The organism is Bacillus sp. JNUCC-21, assembly GCF_041222765.1.
GTDB lineage: Bacteria > Bacillota > Bacilli > Bacillales > Bacillaceae > Bacillus > Bacillus velezensis.
On record NZ_CP166019.1, the window covers coordinates 2,678,466 to 2,698,921 of the forward strand.

The 20,456-nt window shown below is 45.7% G+C and carries 20 protein-coding genes and 1 pseudogene; all 21 read right to left on the reverse strand.

Features of this window, described 5'->3' with window-relative positions:
- Positions 1–60 precede the first annotated feature (60 nt).
- Entirely contained in the window at positions 61–423 is a 363-nt protein-coding gene (gene cccA / locus JNUCC21_RS13360; RefSeq protein WP_003152999.1) for a cytochrome c550, read from the reverse strand.
- A 350-nt stretch (positions 424–773) separates the two neighbouring features.
- On the reverse strand, positions 774–1,895 hold the full coding sequence (gene rpoD / locus JNUCC21_RS13365) for an RNA polymerase sigma factor RpoD (RefSeq protein WP_003152998.1): 1,122 nt from the start codon (positions 1,893–1,895) through the stop codon (positions 774–776).
- 192 nt (positions 1,896–2,087) lie between these two features.
- Positions 2,088–3,899, reverse strand: a complete 1,812-nt coding sequence (dnaG, locus tag JNUCC21_RS13370; protein ID WP_007408290.1) for a DNA primase — start codon at positions 3,897–3,899, stop codon at positions 2,088–2,090.
- A gap of 21 nt (positions 3,900–3,920) precedes the next feature.
- Positions 3,921–4,427 (reverse strand): YaiI/YqxD family protein, encoded by a 507-nt coding sequence (locus JNUCC21_RS13375; protein ID WP_014418404.1) that lies wholly within the window; start codon positions 4,425–4,427, stop codon positions 3,921–3,923.
- A 255-nt stretch (positions 4,428–4,682) separates the two neighbouring features.
- Entirely contained in the window at positions 4,683–5,495 is an 813-nt protein-coding gene (locus JNUCC21_RS13380) for a pyruvate, water dikinase regulatory protein (RefSeq protein WP_003152991.1), read from the reverse strand.
- 25 nt (positions 5,496–5,520) lie between these two features.
- Complete coding sequence (ccpN, locus tag JNUCC21_RS13385) at positions 5,521–6,159, reverse strand: transcriptional regulator CcpN (RefSeq protein WP_003152989.1); 639 nt, start codon at positions 6,157–6,159, stop codon at positions 5,521–5,523.
- 100 nt (positions 6,160–6,259) lie between these two features.
- Positions 6,260–8,299: a glycine--tRNA ligase subunit beta gene (gene glyS, locus JNUCC21_RS13390; RefSeq protein ID WP_025285009.1), complete on the reverse strand. Its 2,040-nt coding sequence runs from the start codon at positions 8,297–8,299 to the stop codon at positions 6,260–6,262.
- Positions 8,292–9,179, reverse strand: coding sequence for a glycine--tRNA ligase subunit alpha (gene glyQ / locus JNUCC21_RS13395; protein ID WP_003152984.1), 888 nt, complete (start codon positions 9,177–9,179; stop codon positions 8,292–8,294). The genes glyS and glyQ overlap by 8 nt, the downstream gene beginning before the upstream one ends.
- A gap of 301 nt (positions 9,180–9,480) precedes the next feature.
- Positions 9,481–10,248, reverse strand: a complete 768-nt coding sequence (gene recO / locus JNUCC21_RS13400) for a DNA repair protein RecO (RefSeq protein ID WP_012118014.1) — start codon at positions 10,246–10,248, stop codon at positions 9,481–9,483.
- A 36-nt stretch (positions 10,249–10,284) separates the two neighbouring features.
- The gene (locus JNUCC21_RS13405) at positions 10,285–10,428 is read right to left on the reverse strand and encodes a YqzL family protein (RefSeq protein WP_007408286.1); all 144 of its coding nucleotides are present in this window, start codon (positions 10,426–10,428) and stop codon (positions 10,285–10,287) included.
- Between the two features lie 155 nt (positions 10,429–10,583).
- A complete protein-coding gene (gene era / locus JNUCC21_RS13410) occupies positions 10,584–11,489 on the reverse strand; it encodes a GTPase Era (RefSeq protein ID WP_007408285.1) in 906 nt (301 codons plus the stop codon).
- The gene (locus JNUCC21_RS13415; RefSeq protein WP_003152976.1) at positions 11,470–11,880 is read right to left on the reverse strand and encodes a cytidine deaminase; all 411 of its coding nucleotides are present in this window, start codon (positions 11,878–11,880) and stop codon (positions 11,470–11,472) included. The genes era and JNUCC21_RS13415 overlap by 20 nt, the downstream gene beginning before the upstream one ends.
- 123 nt (positions 11,881–12,003) lie before the next feature.
- Complete coding sequence (locus tag JNUCC21_RS13420; protein WP_003152974.1) at positions 12,004–12,378, reverse strand: diacylglycerol kinase family protein; 375 nt, start codon at positions 12,376–12,378, stop codon at positions 12,004–12,006.
- On the reverse strand, positions 12,359–12,832 hold the full coding sequence (gene ybeY / locus JNUCC21_RS13425) for an rRNA maturation RNase YbeY (protein WP_012118016.1): 474 nt from the start codon (positions 12,830–12,832) through the stop codon (positions 12,359–12,361). Before ybeY ends, JNUCC21_RS13420 begins: the two co-directional genes overlap by 20 nt.
- Entirely contained in the window at positions 12,833–14,965 is a 2,133-nt protein-coding gene (locus JNUCC21_RS13430) for an HD family phosphohydrolase (protein WP_007408284.1), read from the reverse strand.
- Between the two features lie 80 nt (positions 14,966–15,045).
- Complete coding sequence (locus JNUCC21_RS13435; protein ID WP_007408283.1) at positions 15,046–16,005, reverse strand: PhoH family protein; 960 nt, start codon at positions 16,003–16,005, stop codon at positions 15,046–15,048.
- Positions 15,969–17,193 (reverse strand): annotated as a pseudogene (yqfD, locus tag JNUCC21_RS13440) (sporulation protein YqfD). Before yqfD ends, JNUCC21_RS13435 begins: the two are co-directional and overlap by 37 nt.
- A gap of 17 nt (positions 17,194–17,210) precedes the next feature.
- The gene (yqfC, locus tag JNUCC21_RS13445; protein ID WP_003152966.1) at positions 17,211–17,492 is read right to left on the reverse strand and encodes a sporulation protein YqfC; all 282 of its coding nucleotides are present in this window, start codon (positions 17,490–17,492) and stop codon (positions 17,211–17,213) included.
- A gap of 56 nt (positions 17,493–17,548) precedes the next feature.
- Entirely contained in the window at positions 17,549–17,983 is a 435-nt protein-coding gene (locus tag JNUCC21_RS13450) for a hypothetical protein (RefSeq protein WP_015240235.1), read from the reverse strand.
- A 27-nt stretch (positions 17,984–18,010) separates the two neighbouring features.
- A complete protein-coding gene (gene floA / locus JNUCC21_RS13455; RefSeq protein ID WP_007408280.1) occupies positions 18,011–19,003 on the reverse strand; it encodes a flotillin-like protein FloA in 993 nt (330 codons plus the stop codon).
- Positions 19,004–19,027: 24 nt separating this feature from the next.
- Positions 19,028–20,344, reverse strand: coding sequence for a nodulation protein NfeD (locus JNUCC21_RS13460; RefSeq protein ID WP_015240236.1), 1,317 nt, complete (start codon positions 20,342–20,344; stop codon positions 19,028–19,030).
- Between the last annotated feature and the right edge of the window lie 112 nt (positions 20,345–20,456).

Genomic DNA, 20,456 nt, shown 5'->3' on the forward strand with positions numbered 1-20,456 from the left:
CGGAATCCAAGCGGCGGATAGAGTTTTTCATATGTCTTTTATATAGGGACCGGTAAAGCTTTATTTAATGTCAGAAACCCATTTTGCCATGTCATCCAGCTTTTCGGCCGGCACAAGGCCCGCGGGCATCCCGTTGCCGCCTTTTTCAATTTTTGTTTTAATCTCAGCGACATCTTTTCTTTTGCCGACGCCTTTTAAGTTCGGCCCTGATACACCTTCATAGTTTTCCCCGTGACAGGTGATGCAGTTCGCTTTATAAATCTCTTCAGGTGAAGCGTTTGCAGTTTCCTTCTCGGCATTTTTGCTTTCACCGCCGCTTGCGATCTGATGCGCATCTCCATTGCCTTTTACAGCTAAAAAGAAAGTCAGCCCTATTCCCAGCACTGCAATGAGCAAAAAAGGAATCAGCGGATTCCACTTCATATCTCCATCCCCCTTTTTCATTCTCCCCCTATGTAAACACTTCTAATTCTAACTTATTTTTACAAAAAGTAAATGGTCTTGCTCAGCAATTTCATTGATTTCACAATTTATACAAAAAGCAAAAATAACTGTTTTGTTTATCACAAAATTATCTTTATTCTATTGTATAATGAATTGTATACGCTTACAATAAAGAATATAAATAAACTTATCTCATTTTCCCCCTTTCAGGACATGCCGCATTTTTTCCAAACTCATTTGCAAAACATATGCTTATCCAGTAAAATAAAGGTATATTATCCATATATCTTATACATAAAAAAGAACGGATCAAAAAGACCCGTTCCATTCTATTCGAGAAAATCCTTCAGACGTTTGCTTCTGCTCGGATGTCTCAATTTGCGAAGCGCTTTTGCTTCAATTTGGCGAATACGCTCTCTCGTTACTCCAAACACTTTGCCTACTTCTTCCAAAGTTCTTGTGCGTCCGTCATCCAGACCGAAACGGAGACGCAGCACGTTTTCTTCACGATCTGTCAACGTATCCAGCACATCTTCCAGCTGTTCTTTTAAAAGCTCATATGCCGCATGATCCGACGGAGATGTCGCTTCCTGGTCTTCGATGAAATCACCGAGATGTGAGTCGTCCTCTTCACCGATCGGCGTTTCTAAAGAAACAGGCTCTTGAGCAATTTTTAATATTTCACGGACTTTTTCAGGCGTAAGATCCATGTCTTCAGCAATCTCTTCCGGTGTCGGCTCTCTGCCAAGATCCTGAAGAAGCTGACGCTGCACCCGGATTAATTTGTTGATGGTTTCCACCATGTGAACCGGGATACGGATTGTTCTCGCCTGGTCAGCGATGGCGCGTGTAATCGCCTGTCTGATCCACCAAGTCGCATACGTACTGAATTTATATCCTTTACGGTAGTCAAACTTCTCGACGGCTTTCATGAGACCCATGTTTCCTTCTTGGATCAAGTCTAAGAAAAGCATGCCGCGGCCGACATACCGTTTAGCAATGCTGACAACTAAACGAAGGTTTGCTTCAGCCAGTCTGCGTTTAGATTCCTCGTCACCCTCTTCAATTTTTTGAGCGTAGGTGATTTCTTCTTTAGCAGAAAGAAGATTTACCCGTCCGATTTCCTTAAGGTACATGCGGACTGGATCATTGATCTTTACGCCAGGCGGTACGCTGAGGTCATTAAGGTCAAATTCTTCTTCGGCTTTGGCAAGCTGTTGAATATTAGGATCTTCCGTTTCTTCATTTTCACTAATTAATTCAACACCTTGTTCTCCTAAAAATTCATAATACTCATCCATTTGGTCTGATTCAATTTCAAAGCTGGACATGCGTTCAGCAATTTCTTCATATGTTAAAACGCCACGTTTTTTTCCAGTTTCAGTAAGCTGCTCTTTTACCTGGTCTAATGTAAGTTCTGTTTCTGTTTCGTGGGTTTGTTTATCAGCCATTATGGATCCCTCCTTCCAAAGCTTGCAACGAATTCTAAAAGCGGTATGTTTCTTATCCGACCCGGAAGCCTTCTCTCTTTTTCAGCATGCAGGGCTGCGGATAATAAATGACAATTCATGATGAGGTTAAGCGATCTATTTGCTCCTCCGCAAGGAATCATTGCCAATCAGAACGCAAGCCTCTTTGTGGTGTTACTTTAATGATCGGTTCAATGCAACAATTTCTTGAGCCAGAGACGCAGCTTTCACGAAGTCTTTCTGCCTCTCCGCATCCGCTCTTTCTGCTTCTTTTTCCTTTATCATTGACCATTTTCGGTGATCCAACACTTTTTTTACGTAATCGGATAACTCGGCCTCTGAGAGCTCCTCGTTTACTTGGAGCATCCCTATATCTGAAAGCAGCTGGCTGATTTCCTCATCCTGCATTCTCGCCATAAGATGCTGCGGCGTCATGTCAGCGCCCTCTTCATAAACAGCGTACAGGTATGCTGCCAGCGCACGATGTCCGTCAATGTTAAATTCAAAGCCGACACGCTCAATCACTTTCTTTATGACGTTTCGGTCTCTCAGCATATGAGCGAGCAGAAGTCTTTCCGCGTTCTCATAGGCGGGACGGAGACGGCGCCGTTTCGCTTTTGTCGTCACCCGGGCCCGCCTTGTCTGCGGTTCGGCGTTTTTGTCGCCGGGGGCGTTTTGTCTGGCGTAGATGGAAAGCTGTTCCGTCAAAGATTCTACCGAAAGAGAAAATTCTGAGGCGAGCTGCTTCACATACATTTCCTGCTCAAGCGACCCGGAAAGAGCGCTGATTTCTTTCAGCACTTCTTTCATGTAAGCGAGCCGGTCTCCTTCGTCAGATAAGTTTTTCCCTTTGCGGAAATACTGCATTTTAAAAGCCATGACCGTAACGCTTGCATCAATGATATCGGTCCGGAATTTTTCTCCGCCCCGGGTTCTGATATAATCATCAGGATCAAGTCCGTCAGGCAGCATGCTTACTCTTACCTTACAATCGGCTTTCTGGAGCAGGCCGGCCGCTTTCAGCGTAGCTTCGTACCCGGCTTTATCCGAATCGTAGCAGAGAATGACCTCCTGAACATTTCTCCTGAGGATTTTCACATGTTCTTCGGTGAGCGACGTCCCCATTGTGGCGATACTTTCTTTTACGCCTGAGCTGACGGCGGATATGACGTCAGCGAAGCCTTCAAACAGAACGGCTCTCTCCTCTTTCCTGATCGGCAGGCGCGCCTTATGAAAGTTATACAGCAGCTTAGATTTATGAAACAGCGGCGTTTCCGGGCTGTTCATATATTTCGGCTGCTGGCTTCCGAGCGCCCTTCCTGAAAAAGCCGCCACGGCTCCGTGGTGATCATGAATGGGAAACATAATTCTGTTTCTGAAACGGTCAAAATACCCGCTGCCGTCTTCCCTTCTGATCAGCAGACCCGCTTTTTCCATCAGTTCTTCCTCAAAACCGCGCTTTTTCAAGAATTTCGTCATGAAATCCCAGGAATCCAGCGCGTAGCCGATTTCAAACTCATCTATGAGCTCTTTCGTAAAACCCCTTGATAAAAGGTAATCTAACGCTTCCTGGCCTTCCTTTGTATTTATTAGCAAATGATGGTAAAATTTCTTCAGAAGCTCGTGGGCTTCCGCCATCTTCTGCTCTCCGGAAGATTCCGGCCTGGATGCAGAGTGAATCGTTATATCATCAGGAAAATCAATCTGATATTTATCCGCAAGGTGAGAAACAGCTTCCGTAAATGAATAACCTTCCATCTGCCGTAAGAAAGAGAAAACGTTCCCGCCCGCACCGCATCCGAAGCAATGAAAGATCTGCTTATCGCTGGAGACGGAAAACGAGGGCGTGTTTTCCCCGTGAAACGGACAGAGCCCAAAGTAGTTGCGGCCTTGCTTTTTCAATTGGACATAATCACCTATGACTTCAACAATGTCTGCTGACTGCTGCACCTGATTAACTACTTCATCTGGTATGCGGTTTCCCATCTTATAACACTCCGTCGTACATTATTCGATGTTTTGATTTGAAATCCCTTCATCATTCGACAGGATTTTTTTAAGCAGGGTAACAAATCGATTCCGATCTTCTTTATTTAATTTTTTAGGTCCTTTGGAATGAATGCCGCTTCTTCTCATTTTGCCTGACATATGACGGCTCATCAGAGCGAAGTCAATCGTGTCTTCAGTATAAGAACGGCCCCTTTCCGATAAGACGGCAATATTTCTGTTCAGCAAAAGAGAGGCTAAACCGATATCCTGCGTGACTACGACGTCTCCCGATCTCACATGGTTTGCGATATATAAGTCTGCCGCTTCTTTATGAGGGTCAACGTATACCCAGTTCTCGTCTTTGCTTCTGGAAAGCTGGTAGTGTTCAAATGATGCGACGAAAATAACCCGAACGCTGAATTGCGATGCAATGAGCATTATTTCCTCTTTTACGGGGCATGCGTCTGCATCGACAAAAATCGTCTTTTCTTTTTCATTTAGAAGACTAATTCTCCATCCCTCCATCAATCTCCTGCATAAAAACAAGCGAAATCGCATATGCTCCATGACTGCGGATCTATTTTGAGCTTTGTCGAAAAATTTCCGGGAGTTATTCTTGACATCTTACCCATAATAGTTTATTCGTATCACACGAAGCTTAAACCTAAAAATAAACATTTTATCACAATTTTTTATTATAATACAAACTTCGCGAAGATGCCATCCTTTTTGTTTATTCCCTATTTGCATACCCAAAAACCCAGGATAAAGCGTCCTGAGTTATCGGCCCTTTGTTTTGAGATGATGAATGATGTTCGCTGTTTCCTCGACCGCTTTATTCGAAACGTCAACGACTTGGCAGCCGATCCGGTCCACGATTTTCTCAAAATACTCCAGCTCTTCTTTAATTCTGTTGATATTGGCGTAAATGGCTTTGTCATTTAAGCCGAGAGATTTTAACCGTTCTTTTCGTATATGGTTCAGTTTATCAGGGCTGATTTTTAAGCCGATGCATTTTTTCGGATCAACGCTGAACAGTTCTTCCGGCGGATCGACCTCAGGAACGATCGGCACATTGGCCACTTTCAGACGCTTATGGGCAAGATATTGTGATAATGGGGTTTTAGACGTTCTGGATACTCCGAGCAGGATGATATCGGCTTTTAAAATGCCTCTTGGATCTCTGCCATCGTCATATTTGACGGCAAACTCGATCGCCTCGACCTTTTTGAAATAATCTTCATCAAGCTGGCGGACGCGGCCCGGTTCATATTTGGCGGTCAGACCGTAAGCCGATTCCATTTTATCGATGAGCGGACCGATAATATCGTAATACAGCACATTCGCTTTTTCCGCTTGTTCAACCAGGTATTTGCGCATTTCAGGAACAACGAGTGTAAAACAAATAATGCCGCCGTCCGCTTTGGCGAGAGACACGACTTCATTAATGGTGCCGATATCTTCCACATAAGGTATTCTTCTGATATGCGTATCATCGGCTGAGCCGTTAAACTGGCTGAGCGAGGCTTTTACAACGAGTTCGGCGGTTTCTCCGACTGAGTCTGATACTACATAAATGATGCGATTGTCCATGTTATCCCCCCGTTAGTTTTCAAGCTTATATGATTTCATTTTCTGATAAACTGACAAGTATCTTAGTCATATTCGTTTTGGTAAACCGGCCGATGACCTCAAAGCCTTTATCCGTATCTTTAATAACGGGCAGGGCATCGATCTGTTTTTCAATTAAATACTTGGCGATGTCCATCACATAATCGTCACGCCGGCAGACGGCGATATTCGGCATTCTTGTCATGATAATATGAACCGGTATTGAGGCAAGTTCCTGCTGGCCGATGCTCGCCCGCAGCAAATCTTTGCGTGACAGCACACCGACTAAGACAGCATCACGATCTACGACAAATAACGTGCCGACATCTTCTAAAAACATGGTGCAGATGGCATCGTATACCGAGACATTCTCATTGATGACAACAGGGATCGATTGAAAATCTTTCACTTGCAGCTTTTTCAGTTTATCCGCAAGCAGCTGATTTCCCGTTTTCCCCGTATAAAAATAACCGACCCGCGGACGGGCCTCTAAGAAGCCTGACATGGTGAGTATGGCCAAGTCCGGCCGCAGCGTGGCCCTCGTTAAATTGAGCTGTTCTGCGATATGCTCTCCGGTAATCGGGCCGTTTTCCTTTACAATCTGTAAAATTTGTTCTTGCCGTTTATTTAATTCGATCGTACTCACCACCTTTATGGAAGGGTTTCTTTATCTATGTTTTCATTCTGTGATGTTTATGTAAAAGGGGAAAAGACGATTGCCGATCACACAGCAACCGTCTTTTTCTTTATTTTACAATAAGATGATTCATATTAGCAAAAGACTTGATCACATCTGCAAGAGCGGTCATTTGCGCTAAACGGTTGGTTTTTAATGCTTCATCGTCCGCATTTACCATCGTGTGATTAAAGTAGTCTTCAATCGGCTCCTTTAATCCGCTGAGCACGGCAAGCGCCTGTTCATAGTTTTTGGAGGCAAAGCTTTCCGCGACACTGTCTTTTGTTTTTTGATAAGCGTCAAACAGCTTTTTCTCCTGTTCATTTTCAAACAGATCCGGATTGATATCGCGGCTCTCGCCTTTTTTGCTGATGGAGATGACCCGGCCGAGTGATTCAGCCGTTTCTTTAAAGCCGGGTGTGCCGAGGTGCTTCTCAAGCACTCTTGCCTTATGAACGGCTGCATACGGCTCAAGCTCTGTGCTGTCCAGAACGGCTTCAATAACGTCATGACGGATGTCTTCAGCGTTTAAGACGTATTTCAGACGCTGTGTAAAGAAATCGAGGAGCTCATTTTCTTTTTCCGTTTCTGTCAATGACAGCAGCTCTTTAAAAGAAATGCCCCAGTTGCGGTCGATCAGAATGGAAACGATGCCGCTTGCCTGACGGCGCAATCCGTACGGGTCCTGAGAACCTGTCGGAATCACGTCAATGCTGAAGAAGGAAGCAATCGTGTCTAGTTTATCAGCTAACGCCACAACCGCGCCGGTAAAGGTTGAAGGCACTTCTCCCCCGGCCGCTCTCGGCATATAGTGCTCATTGACAGCGGCAGCGACGGCTTCATCTTCACCGAGCATGCGCGCATATTTTTCTCCCATCACGCCCTGAAGCTCAGGGAACTCATAGATCATATGTGTAACCAGGTCAAATTTAGAAATTTCTGCAGCGCGCTTCACAAGTTTTTGCGTCTGTTCATCCGCTTTCAGGCGGACGGCAAGTTTGCCCGCAATGGCGGCCACTCTTCTTACTTTATCTCCAAGGGAGCCGAGCTCTTCATGGAAAACGATATTTTCCAGTTTCTTCACGTTTTCATCAATGTTCAGCTTTTGGTCTTCTTTGTAGAAGAACGCAGCATCTGAAAGCCTTGCTCTCAGCACTTTCTCGTTTCCGCGGGCAACATTTTCAATTGCATGGCTGTTCCCGTTTCTTACCGTAATAAAATGAGGCAGCAGATTCCCGTTTTCATCTTTTACCGGGAAGTAGCGCTGATGCTCTTTCATTGTTGTTACAAGCACTTCTTCAGGGATAGAAAGAAACTCGGATTCAAAAGATCCGTAAAGCGCCGTCGGGTATTCCACCAGATGGTTGACTTCGTTCAGCAGATCCTCATCTATCGGAATGTTCCATTTCTTCTCGGCTGCAAGCGCGTCCAGCTGGCTTTGGATCATTTGTTTGCGTTCTTTCGGGTCAGCAATGACGCTTTGTTCTTTCAGCAGCTTTTCGTATGATGACGGTGCATCAACAGATACTTCTTGGCCGAGAAAGCGGTGTCCCTGTGTGTTCCGGCCCGTCTCGACATTTGTGATTTTAAACGGAATGACGTCTTTTCCAAAGAGAGCGATAATCCATTTGATCGGACGGATATAGCGCAGATCCTGCGTGCCCCAGCGCATGTTTTTTGGGAAATGCATTCCGGCAATCAAATTTTCCAGCTGCGGTAAAAGTGTCTTCGTCTCTTGTCCCGCCTGGAATTTTTGAACGAAGACATATTCCGTGCCGTTTACATCTTTTATATACAGGTCATCCACTCCGGCGCCTTGGCCTTTTGAAAATCCGATAGCGGCTTTTGTCCAGTTTCCGTCAGCATCCAGAGCGATTTTTTTCGCAGGGCCTTTTGCTTCTTCCTGAATATCAGCCTGTTTTTCTGCTACGTCTTTTATATATACTGCCAGACGTCTCGGCGTATTAAAAAGTTTCACTTCGCCATGGGCGATATTTTTTTCAGCCAGCCAGCCGGTCAGCTTTTCACCGAGCTGCACCATGCTGTCATGTAAAAACCGCGCCGGCATTTCCTCGAGTCCGATCTCTAAAAGCAAGTCTTGTTTACTCATGGGAAGAGCCCTCCTCTTTAAGCATTGGGAACCCTAATTTTTCCCGTTCTTCATAATACGTTTTTGCCACTTTTCTCGCTAAGTTGCGGACACGGCCGATATAACCCGTCCGCTCCGTCACCGAGATCGCGCCTTTTGCATCGAGCAGATTAAATGTGTGAGAGCATTTCAGCACATAATCATAGGCCGGATGCACGAGCCCGTTATCCATTTGTCTGATCGCTTCTTTTTCATAGGTGCTGAACAAATGGAAAAGCATATCCACGTCAGATGTTTCAAAAGTATAAACGGAATGCTCATATTCAGCCATCATAAATAAATCTTTCACAGTAAATCCTGACGTCCATTCAAGATCAAAGACGTTTTCTTTATCCTGAATATATGACGCGAGACGTTCAATACCATATGTGATCTCAACGGATACCGGTTTACATTCAATTCCGCCCACCTGCTGGAAGTATGTAAACTGAGTAATTTCCATCCCGTCAAGCCATACTTCCCAGCCGAGACCTGCACAGCCTAAAGACGGGTTTTCCCAGTTGTCTTCTACGAAACGGATATCATGTTCAAGCGGGTCAATGCCGAGCGCACGCAATGAATCAAGATAAAGCTCTTGAATGTTATCAGGCGACGGCTTGATAATGACTTGGAATTGATGATGCTGATAGAGCCTGTTCGGGTTTTCACCGTACCGTCCGTCCGCAGGCCGTCTGGACGGCTCAACGTAAGCCACTCTCCACGGTTCCGGCCCGATGCTTCGTAAAAATGTATACGGGCTCATTGTGCCTGCGCCTTTCTCCACATCATACGACTGCATGAGCACACAGCCTTCATTCGACCAGTGCTTCTGCAAGGTTAAAATCATATCTTGAATGTTCATTTCAAGCACCTCCACTTTCTCCATTCTTTTACAAGTGCGGCGGCAACCAAAAAACTCCCGTCTCTATGCTTGCCGGCCGCAAACATAGGGACGAGAGTTCTCCCGCGGTTCCACCCTAGTTGCTGAGGATGTGAATCACTCAGCCTCTTTTTAAAGGGTTGCTCGAGAATGCCTTTCGTTGCGCGCTCATCCTTAGCTTACACTGCCCTAAGGTCGCTTGTATGAGTTGGACGCAAGTACTTCTTTCTGTCACTGCAACATATTTTATAATAAATGATCATATAAAAAGATGGGCAGAATGTCAACTTTTGTTTTCATCCAAAAGGTTCTTCATGCTTTCCATCTGATCTAAAAACCGTTTTGACTTTAAATAAAGTCCTGAATATTCCTCGTAATACAGATCAATGACCCGTTTAATTTCGTTTTTGGTTTCCTGTTTTAACGAGACGCTGCCGAGCCTTCCGATATCAAAGTAATAAAAAAGCCTTAGCAGCCTTGCCGTTTGCGGCGACATCGGAACTCTGTACGGATCCTTTTCAAAGCAGCGGTGGCAGATAAACCCGTTATCTCTTATCGAAAAATGAAACGTCCCTTCCCCGCTTTTGCAGTGGACACAATGATTCAGCTCCGGATACAGCCCCATGACGCCGAGCATTTTCATCTGCACGATGAAGGTGATCACGTCCGGGTCAGTCCCGTCATTCAGCCTCTTAAAGGATTCGAGAATCAATTCGAATAAATAGGGGTTCGGTTTCTTCTCTTCCGTTCCTTTGTCAGTGAGTTCAGCGATAAAAGCGGCATACGCCGTCAAAAATAAATCTTCTCTGATCGTTCTCATGCTGAGAATCATTTCACCCTGCTGGAGCGTGCCGAGTCCGGATGTTCTTTGCATTAAAAATGACCCGTACAAAAACGGCTGGCTGACTGCTGACAGCCGGCTGGCTGACTTCCTGGCGCCCCTTGCCATGACGCCGATTTTGCCGTGTTCCCTCGTCAGCAATGTCACGATTTTATTCGTCTCCCCGTAGTCATTCGTACGGAGCACGATTCCTTCACATTTAGTCAGCATTTCCGCACCTTCCAACAATGGGAGGGGCCAAGAGGTTTACAAAATTGGAAAATCAATTCGGGCTAGCTCATCTTCCGGTTCTTCGGGTCTTTCCAGGTTCTCTTTTTCCAGTTCTTTAAAAAGAAGGTACGTATCAACACTTCCTGTTTGAGAAAATACGTTCCAGGTAAAATTCAACACAAAAAACCCACCTTTCGTCATTAAACTAGCTTGCAAATCCAAATTCTTACCCTTATCTTGACCTGATGTCCTCCTTTTCATGTTAAACAAATTTTGCTAACGAATCCCTGCTTCTGTGAGGTAATCTCACACCTCAGACATGCGCCTTAGATGAATTAATATTCATCCTCTTTGAAGCCGAAATCACGCAGCTGAGACATTTTATTCCGCCAGTCTTTCTGCACCTTCACCCATAATTCCAGGTAAACGCGTGAGCCCAAAAGAGCTTCAATATCAGCCCGCGCTCTTTTGCCGACTTCTTTCAGAAGCGCTCCTTTTTTACCGATGACGATGCCTTTTTGAGAATCCCGCTCGACCACAATGGTGGCGGCGACATGGACGGAGCCGTTTTCCTGCCCTTTAATGGACTCGATGGCGACAGCGATGCTGTGCGGCACTTCTTCCCTTGTCAGATGGAGCACCTTTTCTCTGATCAGTTCAGAAATAATGAACCGCTCGGGGTGGTCAGTCACCTGATCGCTCGGATAGAACTGAGGCCCTTCCGGTAAATACGCTTCAATCTGCGCGAGAAGGGTTTCGACGTTGTTCCCTTCCAAAGCTGAGATCGGCACGATTTCTTTAAACGGATAGCGCGTACGGTACTCATCAATTAAAAGAAGCAGCTGGTCAGGGTGGATCTTATCAATTTTGTTAACGATCAGAAAGACCGGTGTAGACGTCTGTCCGAGCTTTTCAATGATAAACTCGTCGCCTTTTCCGTACCCTTCTTCGGCGTTAATCATAAATAACACCAAGTCAACTTCTTTCAGCGTATTCTGCGCCACTTTCATCATAAAGTCGCCAAGCTTGTGCTTTGGTTTGTGAATGCCCGGTGTATCAATAAAAATGGTCTGCGACGTGCCGGTTGTCAGCACCCCTTGGACTTTATTTCTTGTCGTCTGGGGTTTGTCGCTCATGATGGCGATCTTTTGACCGATGACCCTGTTTAAAAAGGTAGACTTTCCTACATTCGGCCTTCCGATGATAGATACAAATCCTGATTTAAAGCTTTCGTTCGTCATGTAAATCCTCCGATGAAAATGCGCCCGGTAATAATTCTTCCGCAGTCATTTCTTTTATTTGTCCTTGTAAGTTGGTCAGAATAACAAGCATATCCTTTGAGCACAGCTCGGAAATTACTTGTCTGCAGGCTCCGCACGGCGAAACCGGTCCCGGAGTATCCGCAGCCACGGCGAGCATCGCAAATTCCGTATCCCCCTCGGAAACAGCTTTGAATATCGCCGTGCGTTCAGCACAGTTGCACATGCTGTATGCCGCATTTTCGATGTTGCAGCCTCTGTACACTTTTCCGTCTTTGGTAAGAAGAGCGGCTCCCACTCTGAAATTTGAATACGGCACATACGCTGTGTCCCGCGCTTTTAATGCTTCTGCAATCAATTCTTGTCTGTTCATGTGTACTTAATTCCTCTCTTACCTTTATCCTGTATGATACCGCTGTCACTTTTATTTTACATAATTATGATTGGTTTTTCACGCCCATTTTTGGCAATGTAAAATAATTGTAAGAAATTTCTGCTAACATATCTTCGGCAAGAAGATGAGTAAACCAATGATACACGATATCACGGCAAAGACGCAAACGGCTCCGGCGGCCGCGTCCTTTGCCGCTTTTGCGAGCGGGTGATACTGATCGGTAACTAAATCCACAACATGCTCTATCGCCGTATTTAAAAGCTCCAAAGCAAGCATCCCTCCGATCAGCACCAAAACAACGGCCCATTCGGCTGTGCTCAGCCCGGTGAGAAAACCGCAAACGATAACGGCGCAGGCCGCGGTAATATGAAATTGAAAATTCCGCTCTGACCGCGCCGTTTTCCAGATTCCCCTCCATGCATGGACAAAGCTCTTCAGGAACCTGCTCCACTCGTTTTTATGATCTCGTGAGTCCATACTCATCCAGCAAATCCTTTTGCTTTGAAAACATTTCTTCCTCTTCTTCTTTTGTCATGTGATCATAGCCAAGCAAATGCAAAAAGCCGTGCACGGCCAGAAAACCGAGCTCTCTCATAAACGAATGGCCGTACTCTTCCGCCTGCTCTTTCGTTCTGTCTGCGCTGATGATAATATCTCCTAAAACAGGCGGCATGTCGGCGCCTACGATTTCAACCTCGTCTTCGCCTTCTTCTTCAAGCGCAAACGAAATGACGTCAGTCGGAGTGTCTTTTCCCCGGTAGTCTCTGTTGATTTCTCTGATTTCCTCATTTGTCACAATCGTGACCGATACTTCAGCCTGGTCCTGAACGCCTTCTTTTTCCGCCGCGAATTGGAGCAGCTTCTCCACTTCTTGGAGCGCATCAGCTGAGACGCTGTTCGTTTCATCAACAATATCTATGAGTAAACTCATTTATTTCACCTTCTTCGTAGCCTCCGGATATTCAATCCGGGAGTGGAAAATTCCTTTTAAAGTCGCACATAGTGTTTTTGCGATCGTATCCAGTTCTCGGAACGTGAGATCACATTCTGAGAATTGTCCGTCCTGAAGCTTATCGGATATAATTCCCCGCACCAGTTTTTCGATCCGCTCGGGATTGGGATTATGCATGGAACGGACGGCGGCTTCAACGCTGTCGGCCACTGAGATAATAGCCGCTTCTTTCGATTGCGGCTTCGGCCCCGGGTAGCGGAACTCTTTCTCTGTAATCTGGTCGCCCTTTTCTTTCGCTTTATAATAAAAGAATTTTAAAAGGGACGTTCCGTGATGCTGCTCCGCGATATCCACAAGCTCTTTCGGAAACTTATAGCTTCTGAGCATATTCGCACCGTCTGTCGTATGTGCGATAATGATATTTTTGCTGAGCTGCGGAGACAGCTTGTCATGCGGATTATCCATATTCATCTGATTTTCAATAAAATATTGCGGACGTTTCGTTTTGCCGAGATCGTGATAATACGCTCCGACCCGTGCTAAAAGACCGTTTGCCCCTACGGCTTCACAAGCCGCTTCCGACAGATTTGCCACCATGACGCTGTGATGATATGTACCGGGTGTTTCCGTTAAAATCTTTCGAAGCAGGGGATGATTCGGATTAGACAGTTCAATCAGCCTCATTGTTGAAAGAATGCCGAATCCCGTCTCAAAAAACGGCATCAGACCGATAATCAAAACGGATGAAGCAAGTCCCGAGACGACCCCCATCAGCATAAGCGTTCCGATTTCAACCGGTGACAGCGCCGTATTTTGTATTAATAAAAGCGACAGCACGATAATCATATTAATAAATGAGACGAACAGTCCCGTCTGCAATATTTTTGACCTCGCATTATGTTTTCCCAAAAACAGAATGCCTGAAATGCTGCTGATTAAATAGTAAATGCCGATGACGTAATTAAATGTTCCCGTCACACCCTGATTAAACATCATACTGCCGCAGATCGCCAGAATGATGCTTCCTAAAATGGCGAGCCTTTCATTGAGCAGCAGCCTGATTAAAATCGCACCGGCGGCGATCGGCACAAGATAGCCGATATTGGTGTATTCAATCTTCTGAAAGAGACTGACGACTTCCATAATGACGAGAATAAGCGTTGTAATGATAGAAAACAGCAAAAGAGATTTATTTTTCAGCTTAAGCTCCTGCTGCTGTTTCTCAAAATAGTAGACAAGCGTGGCAATAAACAGGCCGATCATCAGAAGAAGACCGCTGATCGGTTTTAACAGGTTGGAATTATTCAAAAGACCCGTCAGTTCAAGCTTCCTGTATACTTCCCGGTCAATCAGATCATTCTCTTCCACGAGAACCTGTCCCTGTTTGATCTGTACCGGCTGGACGCTGTCTGACGCTTCCTGGCGTTTTTCATCGGTCGCTTTCGGATCAAAAACGTAATTCGGGATGACCGCGTATTTTCCGATTTCAGTCGCAGCCGCTAAATATTTTGACGGCACAGAAGCACTTTTCAGCTCTTTTGCGACCTTATCCTTCGCTTCAGCAAGCTTTTCAGAAGGAATTTCACTGCTCATCACCGTATTCACCGCGGTAATGACGGAATCCCTCACAAATGAGAAATCTTCATTGTTTGCATGGAGAAGCGATTTAATGGCATCTTCCGAGACGGATTCATTGACATCCTGTGTCAGCTTGTTTTTCACCGATTTTACCAGTGATTTTTCCGAAGGTGACTTTTTGTCTTTTTCCGCATCTTTTTTCACTTCGCCGATGCTGTCAAAAATGGAAGTGATCAGGTCAAGCCGATTGTCGGTATAGCCTTTTTTCAGAGTGTATTGATCTTCCACCGCATCTTCGGCTGCCTGTTTTTTCGATTCCGTCGCCTGCTGATCTTCCACTGTGGCGGGCGCGTAAATCGTTTTATCACTGACTGCAAACAAATCCAAATTAAGTGATTCAGGTTTTACATGAATAAAGAGCAAACCAAACATGATCGCTGAAAGCAGCAGGTACAGCAGCACATGGGCTGAGCGGGCATGTCTGAAACTGCGGAACCGTTCCCGGGCGCTTTTGCCCTTTCCCTTCTTTTTCAAAACAAGAACCTCCTCCCTGAAACATCAGGAACACATCATATAAAAATGACCCGATAACGGGAGATCGGGTCATTTTTGCATTACTTTTGCTTATCATAAGCTTCAATAATTTTTGCAACAAGCGGATGCCTGACCACATCTGTCTGGTCAAGTTCAATCACGGAGATGCCGTTTACGTCCTTCAGCATGTCCTTCGCTACTGCAAGTCCCGATGTGACGCCTTTCGGCAGGTCAATTTGGCTTACGTCGCCCGTAATGATCATTTTAGAGCCAAAACCCAATCTCGTCAAAAACATTTTCATTTGAGCGGGAGTGGTATTCTGGGCTTCATCAAGAATCACATACGCGTCGTCAAGCGTCCGCCCTCTCATATAGGCAAGCGGGGCGATTTCGATAACCCCTCTTTCCATAAGACGCTCCGTATGGTCGCTTCCGAGCACATCATGGAGCGCATCATACAGCGGGCGCAGATAAGGATCTACTTTTTCCTTTAAATCTCCGGGCAGAAAACCGAGGCTCTCGCCGGCTTCCACAGCGGGTCTTGTTAAAATAATTTTTTTAATGTGGCCGTTTTTTAAAGCGTGCACTGCTTTTACGACCGCCAAATAAGTTTTGCCGGTTCCCGCCGGCCCGATGCCGAACACCATGTCGTTTTTCTTCATCGCCGCCACATATTCTCTTTGGCCGATGGTTTTGACACGGATCGGTTTGCCTTTTGCCGTTTTCGTTATTTCCTCTTCATACATGCTTTCAAAATAGTCCAGTTCATCTTTTTTTGCCATTTTCACGGCATACAGCACATCACGTTCCGAAATCTCGATCCCCTTGCGAATTAAAGTAAGGAGCGAGCCCAATAATCTGTCAGCGATCTCAAATGTTTCATCATTCCCGGAAACGTAAATGGTTTCACCGCGTGTGATGAGGCTAATGCCCAGATCCTTCTCCATTAAATGTAAAAAGGCATCTTGGCTGCCGAACAAAGAAAGTGCTTCGTCCGGGCTTTTCAGTTTGTGATTAATCGCAAGTAAATGTTCTGCCATTCTTTAGTCTCCCTGAACAATAGGTGTGGTTTGAACGATATCTTCTATAACTTGGTAGAGAATAATCAACTTTACTTTACCATTCTCAACGGATTGGTGCAAAACTTTTTCACTTTCCACCTCTCCGCTGCCGTTTAATCGCTTTTCTACATCTTGTCTTCCCATTTTGATACCGGCCTGAACCGCTTCGCCTTTCGTATAAGTCCGCACGGATGTTTCACTTTCTCTTGTCTGTTCTGAAACGTAAGAAACCGGAAGCTTCATCCCCAGAAATTGAAACGGATGCTTTTCTTCCTCTGTTTTCGGATGTTTCAGCGGCTCCTCATTAAACCCGAAGCCCCAAAAAGGCACCCCCCATGATCCGAAAGACAGCTTGTGCTTCGTCCTTACTTTACCCGTATATAGCGTAAATGATGTTTCAAGGGGCACGGTTACTTCTGACTTGTACCATGTTTCTCCGTAAATTTCCGCTTTTGAGGCGACTTTCCGGTCTTCATTTCCGATCAGTCCTGAGACGAGGAGCTGTCCTTTGTCAACATGATCGTTCACAAAAGCCATCGGCTGCCCCTTTTGCACGAACATCCTTTTGATGACCGCCTTCTTTTTGGCAACGATATGGCGGGGGCTTACGTACTTTTCTTTTGTCGGTTCGTTTTTTTCGACCACTTTCATATGAAGGGCTGTCCCGTTCAATTCCACACCGACCCACGTAATATTATCGATGCCGTTTGTTAATGATTTTTGAATTTTCTCCGGCGTCATCATTAAAAATTGCAAACGGCCTTTTTTCACACCGATTTCTTCAAGGTGCTTTACCATCTGATGCTCGGTTTCGGGCTTGGCCCCTTTAATATCAATTTCCCAAATCATGTTGGACAAAAGAAACAATATAACAAAAAATATCACAAATCCCGCAGTGAAGCCCAGATTTAATTTTGATTTGAGAAGCAGAAAGGGAAGACCCTTTCTTTTTGTAAAGCTTGCTTTGCATTCATGTTTTCTGATGACTCTTCTGAAAGCATGTACATCTTGAAGCTGAATCATCAGCAGAACACAGTCTTGCTTTTTTTTCACCGCAAAGATGGCGATTCCGTTTCTCGTGCATTCATTCAGCAGCCGTTCAATCCCTTTTCCTTTGACTTCCATTTGGACTTTACCCGAAAAAAATGACAGCCATTTGTTTTTCACATTATTTCCCCCCGGCTTTATGAATCGACATATCGTACGTGATCTATCGTGCCTTCCAAAAGGATTTCCTCAGGAAGGATTGCCTTAATGACCAAGTTTTTTCCTGATATGATACACTGCCCCTGCTTGAGCATCAGCCTGACTTCTTCTTCACTGAACAGCAGGAGGCCTCTGTGATTCTCTATGTAGATATGAAGTCTGCCGACCATCGTAATACGAGGCAGATCCATCATAACGTCCGGGGGAATTTCCAATGCTCTTGTCAGCCATGCCTTTACACGATTCTTTCTTTGCCCCATAAAAAAAGAACCCCCTTTCATCTCATATGTATGATTTGAAAAGGGGTTCTAACACTTTATTTTTTACCGATGTTCCGCATGGTCCGGTGCGGTTTTTTTGCACGGGGCGGACCCAAAACCTCACTGAATATAATGCCTTGGACCGCAGTTTCTTTATTTATTTTGAGGGCTGATTTCTTCAGAGACGCGTTTCGTGCGCGTGCGGATGTCAGCTTATGTTCGAGCCCGTTAAACATCTGCTCCGTCTTCGCTAGGCGCTTTTCAGCTTCCCTTCTTTTTTGCTCAAAAGGGTTCTCTTCTGAAACGGCAGGCAATTCTTCCGCTTCCGGCTTATGCTCTTTCTGCGGCTGTTTTTGATCCTGCTTTTTTGCCTGATTTCCGGGACGTGTACCCGGCGGACGTTTTTCATCTTTGTTTTTCTTGCCGAATATTGCCGATATAATGCCGATGACGGCGGCAATGACGAGCGGATTTGTCAGAATCTCGTGCATATAGCGGCTCCCTCCTTAATAGAGAGGTTATTGTTGGTCTTCATCTTGCTGGTCATTCGTCAGCTTGCCGATAGAATCCCTCATGTCCGTATCCGCGTCGATATTTTTTATGTTCATATAGTCCATGACGCCGATGTTTCCTTCACGCAACGCTTCTGCCATCGCAAGCGGCACTTCGGCTTCTGCTTCCACGACTTTTGCACGCATTTCTTCTACGCGAGCGCGCATTTCCTGCTCTTGGGCGACCGCCATGGCGCGGCGCTCTTCGGCTTTGGCCTGCGCAATGTTTTTGTCTGCTTCTGCCTGATCCGTCTGAAGAATCGCTCCAATGTTTTTGCCGATATCAACGTCGGCGATGTCAATCGAAAGAATTTCAAATGCGGTGCCTGAATCCAGCCCTTTGCCAAGTACGGTCTGTGAAATCATATCAGGGTTTTCAAGCACTTTTTTATGATTGTGTGAAGAACCGATTGTCGAGACAATCCCTTCTCCGACACGGGCGACAACCGTCTCTTCTCCCGCTCCTCCGACAAGGCGCTCAATATTGGCTCTTACTGTGATTCTGGCTTTTGCTTTTACTTCAATTCCGTCCATGGCGACACCCGCGATAAACGGTGTTTCAATGACCTTCGGATTAACGCTCATCTGTACGGCTTCCAATACGTCACGCCCGGCCAGGTCAATGGCTGCGCAGCGTTCAAATGACAGTTCAATATTGGCGCGCTGTGCCGCAATCAGGGCATTGACCACCCTGTCGACATTACCTCCGGCCAGATAATGGCTTTCGAGCTGATTTGTTGTTGCGGACAGGCCGGCTTTGTGCGCTTTAATTAACGGATTGACAACGCGGCTTGGTATGACGCGCCGCAGCCTCATCCCGACCAAAGTGAAAATGCTGATTCTGACTCCTGCCGCAAGCGCCGAAATCCATAGCATCACCGGTACAAAGGTGAAGAATATGGCTAACACAATAATGGCAGCAGCAACTAATGCTAAAATCGCCAAACTTGACAGTTCCATCTAATTCCTCCTCAAGGTTATCATCTATATTTCTCTCACGACAATGCGTGAGCCTTCCGCTTTCACTACTTTCACCTGTCTGTCTTTTTCAGTGAATGATCCTTCCGAGACGACATCCAGACGTTCATCATCAATAATGACGGTGCCTGACGGTCTGAGGGCTGTAGCGGTAACGCCGACTTTTCCCAACAGCTCCGTCCGGTTCTGATTTGAAACATAACCGCTCTCCGTGCTTGTTGAATCAGTTAATATTAATTTTTTAAAGAATTTCATTCGTTTCCCCAACACCCTTGTTAATATGATAAAGGCTGTAATAGACACAGCAATGGCGATCAAGAGAGAAACCGCCATTACGGTAAAGCTGCCCGCAGCGAGAAAGAGGCTCGCGATGACGCCTGCAATACCGATAAGACCGATTATGCCTCCGGGCAGAAATATCTCTAAAAGGATAAAAACCAAGCCCGCGCAAAATAAGAATACGCTGTCATAGCCGGCGAATCCGGCAGCGATATGCCCGGTGAAAAACAGCAGCATGGCCGTCAGTCCGACGGCACCCGGTATCCCGAGGCCCGGCGAGAACAATTCAATGGTCAAACCAAGCAAAGCAAGCGTTAATAAGACGGGGACAACAAACGGATTTGTCAGCCATCTGCCCAGTTTGCCGACGAAACCTTCTTTTGCATGGTGAACATCCGCTTTGTCAAAACCGAGCTTTGTATATAAAGCATCAAGGTCTGAAACCGTGCCCTCCGAATATCCGACTTCCTTGGCTTTTTCAGCGATCAGTGTCAGCAGTTTTCCCTTTGGGGCGCCCGCTTCCTTTGCATTAATGGCGGGATCTGCCATGGCCAGGGCGTATTTCGGATTTCGGTTGTTTTTAACCGCTGCGTCCTCCATTTCTGCATGCCACAGTGATTGGGCCTTTTTGTCTGCCGCGTTTCCCTTTCCGTCGATGATGGCTGCGGCACCCATTTTTCCGCCCGGCGCCATATAGATTTCATCTGCCTGAAGCGCTATATACGCTCCGGCAGAAAGCGCCCGTTTATTAACGTAAGCGGTAACAGGCACATCCGCGCGGCCGATGATATCAGCAATATCCAAGGCTGATTGAACGGCGCCTCCCGGTGTGTTGATGTCAAGAATAATGTGTGACGCGCCGGACTCCTTCGCTTCTTTGAAAGAACGCGATAAAAACGAGGCGAGCCCCTGTTCGACATTTTTCTCAACCGGGATGACATAAACCGATGGATGATCAGCTTTCGCGTTCAATTGAACCCCTAATAAAGATAATACAAATAAGCCCAATAGAGCAACAGCAATTCCGGTTTTTTTTCGGAACAAGGCAAATATACCCTCCTTCCCGTTTCGTTCTTCTTTATATACGTAACAAATGTACTTTAGTTTCATTTTTTTATGTATAAAAAAAGACATCTCTCAAGGAAAGATGTCTTTT